General features: G+C 68.6%; 14 protein-coding genes. 7 read left to right on the forward strand and 7 right to left on the reverse strand.

The genetic code is table 11. From position 1 onward, the window contains the following. Positions 1 to 81: 81 nt before the first annotated feature. The gene (dnaB, locus tag IE237_RS28235; RefSeq protein ID WP_189804935.1) at positions 82 to 1,563 is read right to left on the reverse strand and encodes a replicative DNA helicase; all 1,482 of its coding nucleotides are present in this window, start codon (positions 1,561 to 1,563) and stop codon (positions 82 to 84) included. Between the two features lie 423 nt (positions 1,564 to 1,986). Between dnaB and IE237_RS28240 the strand changes: the two genes are divergently transcribed. Beyond that, complete coding sequence (locus IE237_RS28240) at positions 1,987 to 3,324, forward strand: MATE family efflux transporter (protein ID WP_189804936.1); 1,338 nt, start codon at positions 1,987 to 1,989, stop codon at positions 3,322 to 3,324. Between the two features lie 93 nt (positions 3,325 to 3,417). Here the strand turns inward: IE237_RS28240 and rplI are convergent, their stop codons facing one another. The 4 genes from rplI to rpsF all read right to left on the reverse strand — a co-directional run bounded on the left by rplI (position 3,418) and on the right by rpsF (position 5,128). Further along, positions 3,418 to 3,864 (reverse strand): 50S ribosomal protein L9, encoded by a 447-nt coding sequence (gene rplI / locus IE237_RS28245; RefSeq protein WP_053640001.1) that lies wholly within the window; start codon positions 3,862 to 3,864, stop codon positions 3,418 to 3,420. Positions 3,865 to 3,882: 18 nt separating this feature from the next. Then, entirely contained in the window at positions 3,883 to 4,119 is a 237-nt protein-coding gene (gene rpsR, locus IE237_RS28250; protein ID WP_005315025.1) for a 30S ribosomal protein S18, read from the reverse strand. Positions 4,120 to 4,175: 56 nt separating this feature from the next. Further along, positions 4,176 to 4,763: a single-stranded DNA-binding protein gene (locus IE237_RS28255; protein ID WP_189804937.1), complete on the reverse strand. Its 588-nt coding sequence runs from the start codon at positions 4,761 to 4,763 to the stop codon at positions 4,176 to 4,178. A gap of 74 nt (positions 4,764 to 4,837) precedes the next feature. Further along, a complete protein-coding gene (gene rpsF / locus IE237_RS28260) occupies positions 4,838 to 5,128 on the reverse strand; it encodes a 30S ribosomal protein S6 (protein ID WP_007383258.1) in 291 nt (96 codons plus the stop codon). Positions 5,129 to 5,412: 284 nt separating this feature from the next. Between rpsF and IE237_RS28265 the strand changes: the two genes are divergently transcribed. From IE237_RS28265 to IE237_RS28275, 3 genes are all read left to right on the forward strand, one after another. Beyond that, complete coding sequence (locus IE237_RS28265) at positions 5,413 to 5,727, forward strand: hypothetical protein (protein WP_189804938.1); 315 nt, start codon at positions 5,413 to 5,415, stop codon at positions 5,725 to 5,727. A gap of 120 nt (positions 5,728 to 5,847) precedes the next feature. Then, positions 5,848 to 6,966 carry a lipid II:glycine glycyltransferase FemX gene (locus IE237_RS28270; RefSeq protein ID WP_189804939.1) on the forward strand — a complete coding sequence of 373 codons (1,119 nt, stop codon included), beginning with the start codon at positions 5,848 to 5,850 and terminating at the stop codon, positions 6,964 to 6,966. A 73-nt stretch (positions 6,967 to 7,039) separates the two neighbouring features. Beyond that, the gene (locus IE237_RS28275; protein ID WP_189804940.1) at positions 7,040 to 8,071 is read left to right on the forward strand and encodes an alanine racemase; all 1,032 of its coding nucleotides are present in this window, start codon (positions 7,040 to 7,042) and stop codon (positions 8,069 to 8,071) included. 73 nt (positions 8,072 to 8,144) lie between these two features. Here IE237_RS28275 and IE237_RS28280 read toward each other — a convergent pair whose 3' ends face one another. Further along, complete coding sequence (locus tag IE237_RS28280) at positions 8,145 to 9,656, reverse strand: glycosyltransferase family 87 protein (protein WP_189804941.1); 1,512 nt, start codon at positions 9,654 to 9,656, stop codon at positions 8,145 to 8,147. A gap of 115 nt (positions 9,657 to 9,771) precedes the next feature. After that, positions 9,772 to 12,525 (reverse strand): transglycosylase domain-containing protein, encoded by a 2,754-nt coding sequence (locus IE237_RS28285; RefSeq protein ID WP_189804942.1) that lies wholly within the window; start codon positions 12,523 to 12,525, stop codon positions 9,772 to 9,774. A gap of 371 nt (positions 12,526 to 12,896) precedes the next feature. Here IE237_RS28285 and IE237_RS28290 point away from each other — a divergent pair, with 371 nt between their 5' ends. The 3 genes from IE237_RS28290 to IE237_RS28300 all read left to right on the forward strand — a co-directional run bounded on the left by IE237_RS28290 (position 12,897) and on the right by IE237_RS28300 (position 16,043). Next, positions 12,897 to 13,577, forward strand: coding sequence for a PadR family transcriptional regulator (locus IE237_RS28290; protein ID WP_189804943.1), 681 nt, complete (start codon positions 12,897 to 12,899; stop codon positions 13,575 to 13,577). A gap of 48 nt (positions 13,578 to 13,625) precedes the next feature. Further along, positions 13,626 to 14,708, forward strand: coding sequence for an inositol-3-phosphate synthase (locus tag IE237_RS28295; RefSeq protein ID WP_189804944.1), 1,083 nt, complete (start codon positions 13,626 to 13,628; stop codon positions 14,706 to 14,708). 75 nt (positions 14,709 to 14,783) lie between these two features. Further along, a complete protein-coding gene (locus IE237_RS28300; protein WP_189804945.1) occupies positions 14,784 to 16,043 on the forward strand; it encodes an MFS transporter in 1,260 nt (419 codons plus the stop codon). Positions 16,044 to 16,127 lie beyond the last annotated feature (84 nt).

A 16,127-nucleotide genomic window follows, 5' to 3' on the forward strand; every position in this document is an offset into this window, starting at 1 on the left:
ACAACAGCGGCATAAATGCCACCGTTGTGCCATCGCGGCTGAGACTGTGCCACGAGATTTGAGACCCTACACCCGATCGGATCAGGTCTGGGCCATGTCGACGAAACGTGAGTAGTGGCCCTGGAAGGCCACGGTGATCGTGGCCGTGGGGCCGTTACGGTGCTTGCCCACGATGATGTCCGCCTCGCCGGCGCGCGGGGACTCCTTCTCGTAGGCGTCCTCACGGTGCAGCAGGATGACCATGTCGGCGTCCTGCTCGATCGAGCCGGACTCACGCAGGTCGGAGACCATCGGCTTCTTGTCGGTGCGCTGCTCGGGGCCACGGTTCAGCTGGGAGAGCGCGATCACCGGCAGTTCCAGCTCCTTCGCGAGGAGCTTCAGGTTTCGCGACATGTCGGAGACCTCTTGCTGACGGCTCTCCTGCCGCTTGGAGCCACCCGACTGCATGAGCTGCAGGTAGTCGATGATGACGAGCTTGAGGCCGTTGCGCTGCTTGAGCCGGCGGCACTTCGCGCGGATCTCCATCATCGACAGGTTCGGGGAGTCGTCGATGTACAGCGGAGCCTGGGACACGTCCGGCATCCGGCGGGCGAGACGCGTCCAGTCCTCGTCGGTCATCGTGCCCGAGCGCATGTGGTGGAGCGCGACCCGGGCCTCGGCCGAGAGCAGACGCATCGCGATCTCGTTGCGGCCCATTTCGAGGGAGAAGATGACGCTGGGCAGGTTGTGCTTGATGGAGGCCGCCCGGGCGAAGTCCAGGGCGAGCGTCGACTTACCCATGGCGGGACGGGCCGCGATGATGATCATCTGGCCGGGGTGCAGACCGTTGGTGAGCGAGTCGAGGTCGGTGAAGCCGGTGGGCACACCCGTCATCTCACCGCTGCGGGAGCCGATGGCCTCGATCTCGTCGAGCGCCCCCTCCATGATGTCGCCGAGCGGGAGGTAGTCCTCGGTGGTGCGCTGCTCGGTGACCGCGTAGATCTCGGCCTGGGCCGAGTTCACGATCTCGTCGACGTCTCCGTCGGCCGCGTAGCCCATCTGCGTGATCTTGGTGCCGGCCTCCACGAGGCGGCGCAGGACCGCCCGCTCGTGGACGATCTCCGCGTAGTACGAGGCGTTGGCCGCGGTCGGTACCGACTGGACCAGGGTGTGGAGGTAGGAGGCACCGCCGACCCGGGTGATCTCGCCGCGCTTGGTGAGCTCGGCGCCGACCGTGATCGGGTCGGCCGGCTCGCCCTTGGCGTAGAGGTCGAGGATCGCCGCGTAGACGGTCTCGTGGGCGGGCTTGTAGAAGTCGTTGCCCTTGATGATCTCCACGACGTCCGCGATGGCGTCCTTGGAGAGCAGCATGCCGCCGAGGACGGACTGCTCGGCGTCGAGATCCTGCGGGGGAACGCGCTCGAAGCCGGAGAGCCCGCCGTCCCAGGGACCGTCGCCGCCCCGCTCGTGCTGGTCGTCCCGCCCGCGGCCACGGCCGCGCCCCTCGCCTCGGGTACGGGTGGGCAGCCGGTCGCTCGGTCCGCTGTCGGCCCAAGGGTCGTCCATGGGCTCGGGAACGCTCACCAAGCCACCTCCTCCCGTCCGCTCCGCGGACCTCGCCGTGCCACTCTTTCTTACGCCACGGCCTTGATCAACGAGTGGCTTTGCGACCGCTTCTGCGCGTCGGGCGCCGGACCACGGTAGGCCCGCGGGAGGCGTCAGCCAATCTGGTTATCCACAGGCCCTGTGGGTGAAGGGCCAGATGCTGTGGAGAACTCGCCGGATCCTGTGCACGGAGCGGGGGACAGCCATGTGGACAAACTCATAACACCCCCAGCCTCACGCACCTGACCTGTGCGTTTCCCATCCACGGGCTGTGGGGGAGAAAAACTTTCCCCCCTGGACCAAGATCAGAACAAACGGCCCACACCCGAAGCCCCGCACCAAGGGAAAGTAAGGACTACTAACGCATTGCATCTCTTACCTGTGGAAGATTAGATTGAGCCCATGACTCAGGCCCCCGCGACCTCCAAGGCCGTCCGCCGGCAGCACGACCGCGAGATCGTCTCCCTCGCCCTGCCGGCCTTCGGTGCGCTCGTCGCCGAGCCGCTGTTCCTCATCGTCGACAGCGCCATCGTCGGCCACCTCGGCACGCCCCAGCTCGCGGGCCTCGCGATCGCCGCGGCACTGCTCTCCACCGCCGTCAGCGTCTTCGTCTTCCTCGCCTACGCCACCACGGCCGCCGTCGCCCGGCGCGTCGGCGCGGGCGATCTCCAGGCCGCCATACGACAGGGCATGGACGGCATCTGGCTGGCGCTCCTGCTCGGCGCCGCCGTCGTCGTACTGACCCTGCCCACGGCGCCCTGGCTCATCGATGTCTTCGGCGCCTCGGACACGGCCGCCCCGTACGCCGTCACCTACCTCAGGATCTCCAGCCTCGGGATCCCCGCGATGCTGGTGGTCCTGGCCTCCACCGGCGTCCTGCGCGGCCTCCAGGACACCCGTACACCGCTCTACGTGGCCATCGCCGGCTTCGCGACCAACGCTGCGCTCAACGTCGGCCTGGTCTACGGGGCCGGCCTGGGCATCGCCGGCTCCGCCTGGGGCACGGTCATCGCCCAGTGCGGCATGGCCGTCGCCTACCTCGTCGTGGTCGTACGGGGCGCCCGGCGCCACGGCGCCTCCCTCCGTCCCGACCCGGCCGGCATTCGCGCCTCCGCCCAGGCCGGCGTCCCGCTCCTGGTCCGTACGCTCTCGCTGCGCGCCGTCCTGATGATCGCCACGGCCGTCGCCGCCCGGCTGGGGGACGCGGAGGTCGCCGCGCACCAGATCATTTTGTCCCTGTGGAGCCTGATGGCCTTCGCGCTCGACGCGATCGCCATCGCGGGCCAGGCCATCATCGGCCGCTACCTCGGCGCCGACGACGCCGACGGCGCACGGCAGGTCTGCCGCCGCATGGTCCAGTGGGGCGTGCTCTCCGGTGTGGTGCTGGGCGCGCTGCTCATCGTCGCCCGCCCGTTGTTCGTCCCGCTCTTCACCGGTGACACCACCGTGCAGGACACCCTGCTGCCCGCTCTTCTGGTCGTCGCGCTCTCCCAGCCGATCTCCGGCGTGGTCTTCGTCCTCGACGGCGTCCTCATGGGCGCGGGAGACGGCCCCTACCTGGCCTGGGCCATGCTGCTGACCCTGGCCGTCTTCGCCCCGGTCGCGCTCATGATCCCGGCGCTCGGCGGCGGGCTGACGGCCCTCTGGTGGGCGATGACCCTGATGATGACCGTGCGGATGGGAACGCTCTGGTTCCGTATGCGCTCCGGCCGCTGGATCGTCACCGGCGCCACCCGCTGAGCAACCGGGTGTTTCACGTGAAACAGCGGAAGGGCCGCACCCCGAGGGGTACGGCCCTTCCTCACTGCTGAGCGCAGACTGCCAAGGGCAGCGTTACGCGGCGACGACCTCGACGCCGAGCTTCGCGGCAACCTCGGGGTGCAGACGCACGGACACCTGGTGCGAGCCCAGGGTCTTGATCGGCGAACCGAGCTCGACGCGACGCTTGTCGACGTCGGGGCCACCCGCGGTCTTGATCGCCGAGGCGATGTCGGCCGGGGTCACGGAGCCGAAGAGACGGCCGGCGTCGCCGGAGCGAACGGCCAGGCGCACCTTCGTGCCCTCGAGCTGGGCCTTGATCTCGTTGGCCTGCTCGATGGTCGCGATCTCGTGGATCTTGCGGGCGCGGCGGATCTGCGCCACGTCCTTCTCGCCACCCTTGGTCCAGCGGATCGCGAAACCACGCGGGACCAGGTAGTTGCGAGCGTAGCCGTCCTTGACGTCGACGACGTCGCCAGCGGCACCGAGGCCAGAGACCTCGTGGGTGAGGATGATCTTCATTTCTTGGTCACCCTTCCCTTATCGCGCGGTGGACGTGTAGGGCAGCAGCGCCATCTCACGGCTGTTCTTGACGGCCGTGGCGACGTCACGCTGGTGCTGCGTGCAGTTGCCGGTCACGCGGCGGGCACGGATCTTGCCGCGGTCGGAAATGAACTTCCGCAGCATGTTCGTGTCCTTGTAGTCCACGTACGCGGTCTTGTCCTTGCAGAACGCGCAGACCTTCTTCTTAGGCTTGCGCACAGGCGGCTTCGCCATGGTGTTTCTCCTGTGTGATCAAGAAGTGGGAGTACGAGCTGCTTCCAGGGCGTGCCCTAGAAGGGGGGCTCGTCCGAGTAGCCGCCGCCGGAGTTTCCACCCCAGCCGCCACCGCCGCCGCCCTGCTGGCCGCCGCCGGAGGAGGAGGGGCCACCGGTCGCCCACGGGTCGTCGGCGGGAGCACCGCCACCACCCTGCTGGGAACCGCCGGAGTTTCCACCCCAGCCGCCACCGCCGCCGCCCTGCTGGCCGCCGCCGTATCCACCCTGGCCGCCGCGACCGGTGGTCTTGGTGACCTTGGCCGTGGCGTTCTTGAGGCTGGGGCCGACTTCCTCGACGTCCAGCTCGTAGACCGTGCGCTTGACGCCCTCACGGTCCTCGTAGGACCGCTGCTTCAGCCGGCCCTGCACGACCACGCGCATGCCTCGCTGAAGCGACTCGGCGACGTTCTCCGCCGCCTGACGCCAGACCGAGCAGGTGAGGAAGAGGCTCTCGCCGTCCTTCCACTCGTTGGTCTGACGGTCGAAGGTGCGGGGGGTGGACGCGATACGGAACTTCGCGACCGCCGCACCGGACGGGGTGAAGCGCAGCTCGGGGTCGTCGACAAGATTGCCGACGACCGTGATGACGGTCTCGCCTGCCATGGGGGAACCTCTCGGCGGGTTTGCTTCTGGCTGCTTTGTTGCTACTCGAACCCGATGACCTCTGAGCTAGAAGCTCAGTGGGTCTCGGGGCGGAGGACCTTGGTCCGGAGGACCGACTCGTTCAGGTTGAGCTGGCGGTCGAGCTCCTTGACGACCGCAGGCTCGGCCTGCAGGTCGATGACCGAGTAGATGCCCTCGGGCTTCTTCTTGATCTCGTACGAGAGACGACGACGGCCCCAGGTGTCGACCTTCTCGACCTTTCCGTTGCCCTCACGGACGACGGAGAGGAAGTTCTCGATCAGGGGGGCGACAGCGCGCTCCTCCAGATCGGGGTCGAGGATGACCATCACCTCGTAGTGACGCATGTGGAACCCACCTCCTTTGGACTCAGCGGCCACGGTCGTTCCGTGGCAGGAGGGTCGTGATGCGTAAGCAACGGTATCCACCACCACTGACAGTCCCCTCGACGAGCGAGGAGCGCTGTCGGGGATCCCGGAGGGACCTGGGCAGACACCGGCGCAGCTGTACAGAGTACCCGCACATCGGCTTCCGGTTGAAATTCTCCGGTGAGGGGACGCAATCTGTACACAGCGGACGCGGGCGGCGCTACGATGCGCCGCCTTCCGGCAGGCACGCCAGGAGGTGCCCCATGGCACAGGCAATGCGACCCGACCCCGGCCACTCTCTCTTCGCGACCGACGGCAAGCCTCATCCGATCCAGGACACCCTGGTCGGCGTGACGCTGGTCCTCGGAGTCATCGCCTTCGTCACCGCACAGTTCGACAACCTTCATCTGCTGACCTCGTGGTCGGGCCTGATCGGCATCCTGACCGGCGCCTACGGGCAGTTCATCTCCGCGACGACCCGCGAGCGCTTCCTGCTGGTCCTCGGACTCGGCGCCTCGGCGTTCGGGTTCTACCTCGGAATGGCGCACGGCGGCCTCTTCGGCGGCGTCATCAGCTGAGCCCCGTCGGCACGTCGGGGCACACACACCCATTCGGGGCGCTCCTCGGTCACAGTAGGCTTCGGCGCGAGAGCCGGAGCCCCTGACCGATGGGGACACACCTGCCGAGGAGCGCCCCGCATGAGCCTGACCCTGAGGACCATCAGCCGTGAGCAGCATCTGGCATTCATCCAGAGCCAGCCCGCCGCGAGCCACTGCCAGGTCCCGGCATGGGCTGATGTGAAGACCGAGTGGCGCTCGGAGAACCTCGGCTGGTTCGACAAGTCCGGTGAGCTCGTCGGCGCCGGCCTGGTGCTCTACCGCCAGCTCCCGAAGATCAAGCGCTACCTCGCCTATCTCCCCGAGGGCCCGGTCATCAACTGGTACGCGCCGAACCTCGACGACTGGCTGCAGCCGATGCTGGCGCACCTCAAGCAGCAGGGCGCCTTCTCCGTGAAGATGGGCCCGCCGGTGGTCATCCGCCGCTGGGACTCGACCGCCATCAAGGCCGGCATCCAGGACCCGGACGTCAAGCGACTCAAGGACGTCGAGGCCACCCACATCGAGCCGCGCGCCTTCGAAGTCGCGGACCGGCTGCGGAAGATGGGCTGGCAGCAGGGCGAGGACGGCGGCGCCGGCTTCGGCGACGTGCAGCCCCGCTACGTCTTCCAGGTCCCGCTCGCCAACCGCTCGCTCGACGACGTCCTCAAGGGCTTCAACCAGCTGTGGCGCCGCAACATCAAGAAGGCCGAGAAGGCCGGTGTCGAGGTCGTCCAGGGCGGTTACGAGGACCTGGCCGAGTGGCAGCGGCTGTACGAGATCACGGCCGTCCGCGACCACTTCCGGCCGCGCCCGCTCTCGTACTTCCAGCGCATGTGGACCGTCCTCAACAACGAGGACCCCAACCGCATGCGGCTCTACTTCGCACGCCACAACGGTGTGAACCTCTCCGCCGCGACCATGCTCGTCGTCGGCGGGCACGTCTGGTACTCCTACGGCGCCTCCGACAACATCGGCCGTGAGGTCCGGCCCTCGAACGCGATGCAGTGGCGGATGCTGCGCGACGCGTACGCCATGGGCGCGACCGTCTACGACCTCCGGGGCATCTCGGACTCGCTCGACGAGACCGACCACCTCTTCGGACTCATCCAGTTCAAGGTGGGCACCGGCGGCGAGGCCGTCGAGTACGTCGGCGAGTGGGACTTCCCGCTGAACAAGCTGCTGCACAAGGCGCTCGACATCTACATGTCGCGCCGCTGACCGTTCCGTAGGCTTCGTAGTCTCGTACACATCTTTGATACACCGCTGCCGTCAGAAAGGTTCCGGGCCGGCCATGGCGCTCTCCCTCTACGTCGACACCGCTCGCTGGCGGGCGCACCAGAAGACCGTCATCGACCAGTTCCCCGGGATCATTCCGGTCTGCAAGGGCAACGGGTACGGGTTCGGGCACGAGCGGCTCGCGGACGAGGCGGCCCGGTTCGGCGCCGACATGCTCGCCGTGGGCACCACGTACGAAGCCGCGAAGATCAAGGACTGGTTCGGCGGCGACCTGCTGGTCCTCACCCCCTTCCGCCGGGGTGAGGAACCGGTTCCGCTGCCCGACCGGGTGATCCGTTCCGTGTCGTCCGTGGACGGCGTCCACGCCCTGGTGGGCGCCCGGGTCGTGATCGAGTGCATGAGCTCGATGAAGCGGCACGGCGTGCGCGAGGAGGAGCTCCAGCAGCTCCACGCCGCCATCGAGGACGTCCGTCTGGAGGGCTTCGCCCTCCACCTGCCCCTGGACCGCCCGGACGGCACCGACGCGGTCGAGGAGGTCATCGCCTGGATGGACCGGCTGCGGAACGCCAGGCTGCCGCTCCACACCATGTTCGTGAGCCACCTGCGGGCCGAGGAGCAGGCCCGGCTCCAGCAGCAGTTCCCGCAGACCCGGTTCCGCGCCCGCATCGGCACCCGGCTGTGGCTGGGTGACCACGAGGCCACGGAGTACCGGGGCGCCGTCCTCGACGTGACCCGGGTCGCCAAGGGCGACCGCTTCGGCTACCGCCAGCAGAAGGCCGCGTCGGACGGCTGGCTGGTCGTCGTCGCCGGAGGCACCTCCCACGGCGTGGGCCTGGAGGCCCCGAAGGCGATGCACGGCGTCATGCCGCGTGCCAAGGGCGTCGCCCGGGCCGGCCTCGCCACCGTCAACCGGAACCTCTCGCCCTTCGTCTGGGCCGGCAAGCAGCGCTGGTTCGCCGAGCCGCCGCACATGCAGGTGTCGATCCTGTTCGTGCCGGCCGACGCCCAGGAGCCCCGGGTGGGCGACGAGCTCGTGGCGCATCTGCGCCACACCACGACGCAGTTCGACCGGCTCGTCGAGCGCTGAACCGGCGCGTCGCGCACAGGGCCGAAAGCACTCACCCCCGGGAGTCCGTCTCCCGGGGGTGAGTGCTTTTCCGTCAGTCGGGCGTGCCCCACGGGTAGGCGGGGTCGTCGGTGGTGCCCCAGCGCACCCGCCGGCCCTCCTCCACGGCCGGTGCGGCGTGCCGGGCCGGGTGGGCCGCCCTGCCCGCCACGACGACGTCCTCGGCGCCGTCCAGGACGCCCCCTGAGAGGTCGTCCGCGCCGTCCTGGCGGACCGGGTCCTTCTCGGGCGCCAGGATGTCCCGTACGACCATCGCGCACAGGTACAGCGTGCCGAGCAGGTGCAGGACGATCGCGAACTGGTAGCCGTCCACCGGAAGGCCCTGCTTGTTGCCGCTGGTCGTGAAGGCCAGGTACATCCAGACGCCGACGAAGTACATGACCTCGCAGGCCTGCCAGACCAGGAAGTCGCGCCAGCGGGGCCGGGCGAGCGCGGCCAGCGGCACCAGCCACAGGACGTACTGCGGCGAGTAGACCTTGTTGGTCAGCACGAACGCGGCGACGATCAGGAAGGCCAGCTGGACGAAGCGCGGCCTGCGGGGCGCCGTGAACGCCAGGAACGCGAGACCGGCCACCGCCGCCGCCATGAGCAGCAGCGCGTACAGATTGGCCCGTCCCGGCGTGATCACGTCACCCGTCCGCTGGCTGATCAGCAGCCAGATCGAACCGAAGTCGACGTTCCGGTCCCGGCTGAAGAGGTAGAACTGCTTCCACCCCTCCGGCGCGAGCAGCATCACGGGCAGGTTCACGAGCAGCCACGCGCCGGCCGCGCCGAGCACCGCGGTCCCGTACGCCCGCCACTTCCCCGCACGCCAGCAGAGCAGCAGCAGCGGACAGAGGAGCAGTATCGGGTAGAACTTGGCGGCGGTGGCCAGGCCCAGCAGGATCCCGAAGGCCAGCGGCCGGCTCCGCGACCACATGAGGACGGCGGCGGCCGTCAGCGCGACGGCCAGTATGTCCCAGTTGATCGTGGCGGTGAGCGCGACCGAGGGCGCGAGCGCGACCAGGAGACCGTCCCAGGGGCGCAGCCGGTGCGTCCGGGCCACACAGACCGCGAGGACGGCCGCGCAGACCATCAGCAGGCCCGCGTTGACCAGCCAGTACGACTGCTCCCGCTGGGTCATGTCGCCGCCCGGCGTCAGCCAGGCCGCGACCTCCATGAAGAGGCCCGTCAGGACCGGGTACTCCAGGAACGGTATGTCGCCGCCCAGCCGGTCGAAGTACGGGACCAGGCCCTCCGCGAAGCCCCGCCCGGCGAAGAGGTGCGGGATGTCCGAGTAGCAGGCGTGGGTGTACTGGGAGGTCGTGCCCCGGAACCAGGCCCAGTTGTAGCAGGGCAGCTTCTGCACCATGCCGAGGGCGTACATGCCGATGGCCACGAGCGCGATCACCCGCACCGGCGTCAGCTGCCCGGTGCCGGCCACCGCCCGTCGGCCGTAGGGGCCGCCGATCAGTTCGCTGCCCGCGGCGGCCACCTTGTCCCGGTGGGTGGGGATGACCGTCTGCGAGCGGTCCTGCGGCGCGCTCGTCTTCTGGAGGCTCGGCATGGGGGACATCCTGCCGTACGTCCCCGGGAAAACGGCGAGGGCCGCCTCGGCCGCTCCGTACGGAAGGTACGGAGCGGACGCGGCGGCCCTCAGGAGGTGCCCGGCGGCATCAGGGTCAGGGGACCCAGGTCCCGCCCCCGGGTCTGCCGTTGCCGTTGCCTCCGGAGCTGTCGTCCGTCGGCGGGGGAGTCGTCGTCGGCGCTTCGGTGGTGGGTGGTGTGGTGGTGGGCTGCCCGGTGTTGCCACCCGGATTGCCCTGGTTGTTGCAGTTCCAGTCCCAGACGTCACAGGTCGTCTTGCCCGGCTTCGGCGTCTTGGTCGGCGTCGCCGGGGGAGTCGTCGTCGGGGTGGCCGGGGGAGTCGTCGTCGGCATCGTCGACTCGGTGGGCGTCGGGGTGGCCGTCGGGGTCGGCGTCGGGCTCTTGGCACCACCGCCGAAGACGGGCTCGGCGCCCTCCAGCTTCTCCGGCTTCGGGAAGTCCACGAGCGGCATGTCCTTCACGGCATCCGTCATGTACTCCCGCCAGATCCGCGAGGGGAACGACGAACCGTGGATCGTGGGCTGGTCACCCGTGCCGTACATCGGAAGGAACTCGCGCTCCTTCTTCGTCTCGTCGTCGTCGAAGCGGTACATGTCGATCGCGGTCGCAAGCTGCGCCGTGTAGCCCACGAACCAGGCCGACATGTTGTCGTCGGTCGTACCCGTCTTGCCGGCCACCGCGCGGCCCGGGATGCGGGCCTTGGTGCCGGTACCCCGGGGGTCGTCCACGACGGACCGCAGCACGTCGGTGACATTGCTCGCGATGGCCGGGCTGAAGGCCGTCTTGGGCTTGGCCTCGTGCTTGTGGATGACGACGCCGCTCCGCTTCACCTTCTCGACCGAGTAGGGGTCGTTCTGCTGCCCCTTGTTGGCGAAGGTGGAGTACGCGCCGGCCATGCGGATGGCGCTCGGGCTGGAGACACCGAGGGAGAACGAGGGAACCTCGCCCTTGACCAGGGATTCCTCGCGGAGTCCGGCGTCCATGGCGGCCTGGCGGACCTTGTCGATGCCGACGTCCATGCCGAGCTGCACATACGGCGAGTTGGCCGACTTGATCATGGCGTAGCGCAGGGAGATGGGGCCGTAGCTGGCGTCCTCGTCATTGCTCTGACGCCACTCGTCCCCCTTCTCGTCCTCCCAGACCGTCCCGTCGTAGCGGCGGATCGTCAGGTCGTCCTTGCCGTTGTAGAGGCTCTTGTCCGGGTCCAGGATCGTGCGCTCCGACGCGTCCTGGACCGGACCGCCGTCCTTGTCCCGGACACCGTCCCTCATCGCGGCGGCGAGCACGAAGGGCTTGAACGTCGAACCGACCTGGGCACCGGTGCTGTCGGCGTTGCTCCGGAAGTGCTTGGTGGCGTCGACGCCACCGTAGAGAGCGACGATCTTCCCGGTCGCCGTGTCGACGGAAGCGCCACCGAACTGGACGTGCGTGTCCTCCTTCGGGCGCTTCTCCGGGTCGATCTTCTCCTTGATCAGGTTCTTGATGACGGATTCCATCTTGTCCACCTTCGGCTTCTCGAAGGTGGTGTAGATCTCGTAGCCGCCGCGCTCCAGCTCCTGCTCGGTGATGTCGAACTGGTTCTGCATGTTCACGTTGGCGGTGGAGACCAGGTAGCCGATCTGACCGCTGAGGTTCGCGCCCTTCTTGGGCTTCTCCACCTTGGGGAAGGTGGTGTACTTCGCCCGCTCCGCGGCCGAGAGACGCCCGTCCTTCTGCATCTCGTCGAGAATCCACTTCCACCGCTTGGTGGCCCGCTCGGTGTTCGCCTCGCGCGTGGCCCGGGGGTCGATCTCGGGGTAGCCGGCGGGGTCGTAGTACGTCGCGCCCTTCAGCACCGAGGCCAGCAGCGCCGACTGGCTGGGGTCGAGCTTCTCGGCGTCCTTGTTGAAGTAGGCACGAGCCGCCGCCTGAATGCCGTACGCACCACGTCCGTAGTACGAGGTGTTCAGGTAGCCGGCCATGATGTCGTCCTTCTCGACCTCGTTGCCGACCTTCATGGAGATGAAGAGTTCCTTCACCTTCCGGGTGACGGTCTGCGACTGGTCGTCGAGACGGTTGTTCTTCACGTACTGCTGGGTGATGGTCGAACCACCCTGGGTCTCGCCGCCCTTGGCCATGTTCCACACGGCGCGGGCGATACCCATCGGGTCGATGCCGGAGTCGTCCTTGAAGGTCTTGTTCTCCGCCGAGATGACCGCGTTCTGCATGGACAGCGGGATCCGCTCGATCCCCACGATCTGGCGGTTGGTGCCACTGCCCGTCGCGACCATCCGGGTCCCGTCGGCCCAGTAGTAGATGTTGTTCTGCGAGGTCGCCGTCTTGGCCGGGTCGGGGATCTCCACCTGCGCGTACCCGATGTAGGCAGCGCCCATCAGACTCGCCGCGAAGAACAGGAACGTGCCCGACACGAGCTTCCAGGACGGCATCCAGCGACGCCAGCCGTACTTGTTGTGGCGCGGGTAGTCGATCAGCCGCTTCTTGCCCGGCTGACCACCGCCGGAGCCCCGCCCCGGACCACTGCCGCGACCGCCGCCACCGCCGCCGCGTCGTCCCCCACCGGGACCGCCGGGGCCACCGGGGCCGGAGTCGGCCCCCTTGCGGCGACTGCCGCGCTGTGCGGCCCGTCGGGCCTCCGCGCGGCCGCCGTAGGGACGCGACTCCTCTCCATGGGAGGAGGGAGGCCCGTAGGAGGCCGAAGGGGCCCCCGTACCGACGTCATGGGCCGGGGCCGACCTGCGGCCCACCGGCTGCTGGGCAGCGCGCCGTGCCGCCGCGCGACCGCCCGTCGGCGGCTGCTGCGGCGGCATTTTGCGACGATGCTCGCTCATCGAACGACTACTCCTCGGGCAGGCGCGTACGCCTGGAAGCGGCAGTTGAGTTCCGGTCCCCCCGAAATGCGCACGGCTGGGACCCATCGGAAGTCCCTCCGTACCGCAGCCGATCACCCGGAGCACTGACGCCCCAGGGCATCGCTCGGTTCCCGGTGGTCTGCATGCCGCACAGACTACGCACGGCCAAAACCCACCTAGGGCCGGACTTCACCCCAAATCAGGCAAGTCGATCGCTGTGAATTGACGATGTGACGCCGGTCACGGTGGTCCCGCTTGTCGAGACAGAGCGGCCGTTCTATCGTGCTGATGTATCGAGTCGATACATCAGCACGGCATAAGGGTCCCGAAGGCGGAGGAGGAGGCGACGGATGAGCAGACGCTCCGGCATCCTCGAGTTCGCCGTTCTCGGCCTGCTGCGCGAGGCCCCCATGCACGGGTACGAGCTGCGGAAACGCCTCAACACCTCGCTGGGCGTCTTCCGGGCCTTCAGCTACGGGACGCTGTATCCCTGCCTCAAGACGCTGGTCGCCAACGGCTGGTTGATCGAGGAACCGGGCAGCGCCCCCGAGGAAGCGCTCGCCGCTTCACTCGCAGGACGCCGGGCCAAGATCGTCTACCGGTTGACCCCGGCAGGTAAGGAGCACTTCGAGGAGCTCCTCTCCCACACCGGCCCGGACGCCTGGGAGGACGAGCACTTCGCGGCGCGCTTCGCCTTCTTCGGACAGACCGAGCGCGAGGTGCGGATGCGCGTGCTGGAGGGTCGCCGCAGCCGGCTGGAGGAGCGCCTGGAGAAGATGCGCGCCTCCCTGGCCCGGACCCGCGAGCGCCTCGACGACTACACGCTTGAGCTGCAGCGCCACGGTATGGAGTCCGTGGAGCGCGAAGTGCGCTGGCTGAACGAGCTCATCGAGAGCGAGCGGGCAGGGCGGGATCAGCGATCCGGCCCCGACGCCCCCGCTCTGCACGACAACGATTCTGGAGAGACGGGCGGCCTGCCCCGGCACGGGGGCAGTACCCGGCCGGATCCGTCCGACGACACCGCCAAGTGAAACCCTGCGCACAGCAGGGCTTCCACGATCACACAGGGAGCAACCGGAATGGGTTCGGTTCGCGTAGCCATCGTCGGCGTGGGCAACTGCGCCGCCTCGCTGGTGCAGGGCGTCGAGTACTACAAGGACGCCGACCCGGCGGCCAAGGTGCCCGGCCTGATGCACGTCCAGTTCGGCGACTACCACGTCGGTGACGTCGAGTTCGTCGCCGCCTTCGACGTCGACGCGAAGAAGGTCGGCCTCGACCTCTCCGACGCCATCGGCGCCAGCGAGAACAACACCATCAAGATCTGCGACGTCCCGAACGCGGGCGTCACGGTCCAGCGCGGTCACACGCTCGACGGTCTCGGCAAGTACTACCGCCAGACCATCGAGGAGTCCGCCGAGGAGCCGGTGGACGTCGTCCAGGTCCTCAAGGACCGCCAGGTCGACGTTCTCGTCTGCTACCTGCCCGTCGGTTCCGAGGCCGCCGCGAAGTTCTACGCACAGTGCGCCATCGACGCCAAGGTCGCGTTCGTCAACGCTCTCCCGGTCTTCATCGCCGGCACCAAGGAGTGGGCGGACAAGTTCACCGAGGCGGGCGTCCCGATCGTCGGCGACGACATCAAGTCCCAGGTCGGCGCGACCATCACGCACCGCGTGATGGCGAAGCTGTTCGAGGACCGCGGTGTCCGTCTTGAGCGCACCATGCAGCTCAACGTCGGCGGCAACATGGACTTCAAGAACATGCTCGAGCGCGAGCGCCTGGAGTCCAAGAAGATCTCGAAGACGCAGGCCGTCACCTCGCAGATCCCCGACCGTGAGCTGGGCGAGAAGAACGTCCACATCGGCCCGTCGGACTACGTGGCCTGGCTGGACGACCGCAAGTGGGCGTACGTGCGCCTCGAGGGCCGCGCCTTCGGCGACGTCCCGCTGAACCTCGAGTACAAGCTCGAGGTGTGGGACTCCCCGAACTCGGCGGGTGTCATCATCGACGCCCTGCGCGCCGCGAAGATCGCCAAGGACCGGGGCATCGGCGGCCCGATCCTCTCCGCGTCCTCGTACTTCATGAAGTCCCCGCCGGTGCAGTACTTCGACGACGAGGCCCTGGCCAACGTCGAGAAGTTCATCAAGGGTGAGGTCGAGCGCTAAAGCGCCGCACGCTTGTCGATCGAGGGTCCCCGAGGCACTGCCCGGGGGCCCTCTTCGTATGTGAGTCTTGCTGCCATGTCCGTCGTACGTGATCTGCGCGTACTCCTGCGCCTGACGAACTTCCGCCGCCTGCTCGCCGTCCGGCTGCTCTCCCAGTGCGCCGACGGCGTCTACCAGGTGGCCCTGGCCACGTACGTCGTCTTCTCCCCCGAGAAACAGACCTCGCCCGCCGCGATCGCCTCCGCGATGGCGGTGCTCCTGCTCCCGTACTCGCTCGTCGGACCCTTCGCCGGAGTGCTCCTCGACCGCTGGCAGCGCCGCCAGGTCTTCCTGTACGGGAACCTCCTGCGCGCCCTCCTCGCCTGCGGGACCGCCCTTCTCGTCCTCGCCTCCGTACCGGACTGGCTCTTCTACGCCTCCGCCCTCTCCGTCACCGCCGTCAACCGGTTCGTCCTGGCGGGGCTCTCGGCCTCCCTCCCCCGTGTCGTCGACGAGGAGCGGCTCGTCATGGCGAACTCGCTCTCGCCCACCGCGGGCACCCTCGCCGCGACCCTCGGCGGCGGTCTCGCCTTCGGCGTCAGGCTCCTCGCCGACGACTCCGACGCGGCCGTCGTGGCCTTCGGTGCCGCCCTCTACCTCTGTGCCGCTCTCGCCTCCCTGCGGATGCCCCGGGAGCTCCTCGGGCCCGATCCCGACCTCACGCCGCGGTCCCTCGCCTCGGCGCTGAAGTCGACGGCCCACGGGCTGGCCGCCGGCCTGCGGCACCTCTCCGAGCGACGCCCCGCCGCCCGGGCGCTCATCGCGGTCGCCCTCATGCGCTTCTGCTACGGGGCCCTGCTCGTCACCGTACTCATGCTCTCCCGGTACTCCTGGAGCTCCACGGAGTCCGATGGGCTCGGCATCCTGGGACTCGCCGTCGCCGCGTCGGGCGCCGGCTTCTTCGCCGCCGCGGTGCTCTCCCCCTGGGCGGTGGGACGGTTCGGGCCCTTCGGCTGGATGACCGTGTGCACGGGCGCGGCCGCCGTCCTCGAACCGGCGCTCGCCCTGACCTTCGCCCCGGCCCCGTTCCTCGTCGCCGCCTTCCTCCTCGGGCTCATCACCCAGGGAGCCAAGATCGCGACGGACACCGTGGTCCAGACGACCGTGGACGACTCCTATCGAGGCCGGGTCTTCTCGCTCTACGACGTGCTGTTCAACGTCGCCTTCGTGAGCGCGGCCGGTATCGCCGCGCTGATGCTGCCGCCCGACGGCCGGTCGCCCCTCCTGGTCGTGCTGGTGGCCGTGATCTACGCGGCACTCGCCGTGGCGCTGCACCGGGAACGCCGGAAGGGGTGACGTTTCACGTGAAACATCACCCCTTCCGAACGTCGATCGGGTCGGTGTTTCACGTGAAACATCGACCCGATCGGGCGCTGACTC

Source organism: Streptomyces tanashiensis (genome assembly GCF_014648895.1).
Lineage (GTDB): Bacteria > Actinomycetota > Actinomycetes > Streptomycetales > Streptomycetaceae > Streptomyces > Streptomyces tanashiensis.

Coding starts and splice junctions, on each gene's coding strand:
- IE237_RS28300 (WP_189804945.1), top strand. CDS start 14,784: ATGTCCGTCGTACGTGATCTGCGCGTACTCCTGCGCCTGACGAACTTC.
- IE237_RS28290 (WP_189804943.1), top strand. CDS start 12,897: ATGAGCAGACGCTCCGGCATCCTCGAGTTCGCCGTTCTCGGCCTGCTG.
- IE237_RS28265 (WP_189804938.1), top strand. CDS start 5,413: ATGGCACAGGCAATGCGACCCGACCCCGGCCACTCTCTCTTCGCGACC.
- IE237_RS28295 (WP_189804944.1), top strand. CDS start 13,626: ATGGGTTCGGTTCGCGTAGCCATCGTCGGCGTGGGCAACTGCGCCGCC.
- rplI (WP_053640001.1), bottom strand. CDS start 3,864: ATGAAGATCATCCTCACCCACGAGGTCTCTGGCCTCGGTGCCGCTGGC.
- IE237_RS28255 (WP_189804937.1), bottom strand. CDS start 4,763: ATGGCAGGCGAGACCGTCATCACGGTCGTCGGCAATCTTGTCGACGAC.
- rpsF (WP_007383258.1), bottom strand. CDS start 5,128: ATGCGTCACTACGAGGTGATGGTCATCCTCGACCCCGATCTGGAGGAG.
- IE237_RS28240 (WP_189804936.1), top strand. CDS start 1,987: ATGACTCAGGCCCCCGCGACCTCCAAGGCCGTCCGCCGGCAGCACGAC.
- IE237_RS28285 (WP_189804942.1), bottom strand. CDS start 12,525: ATGAGCGAGCATCGTCGCAAAATGCCGCCGCAGCAGCCGCCGACGGGC.
- rpsR (WP_005315025.1), bottom strand. CDS start 4,119: ATGGCGAAGCCGCCTGTGCGCAAGCCTAAGAAGAAGGTCTGCGCGTTC.
- IE237_RS28270 (WP_189804939.1), top strand. CDS start 5,848: ATGAGCCTGACCCTGAGGACCATCAGCCGTGAGCAGCATCTGGCATTC.
- IE237_RS28280 (WP_189804941.1), bottom strand. CDS start 9,656: ATGCCGAGCCTCCAGAAGACGAGCGCGCCGCAGGACCGCTCGCAGACG.
- IE237_RS28275 (WP_189804940.1), top strand. CDS start 7,040: ATGGCGCTCTCCCTCTACGTCGACACCGCTCGCTGGCGGGCGCACCAG.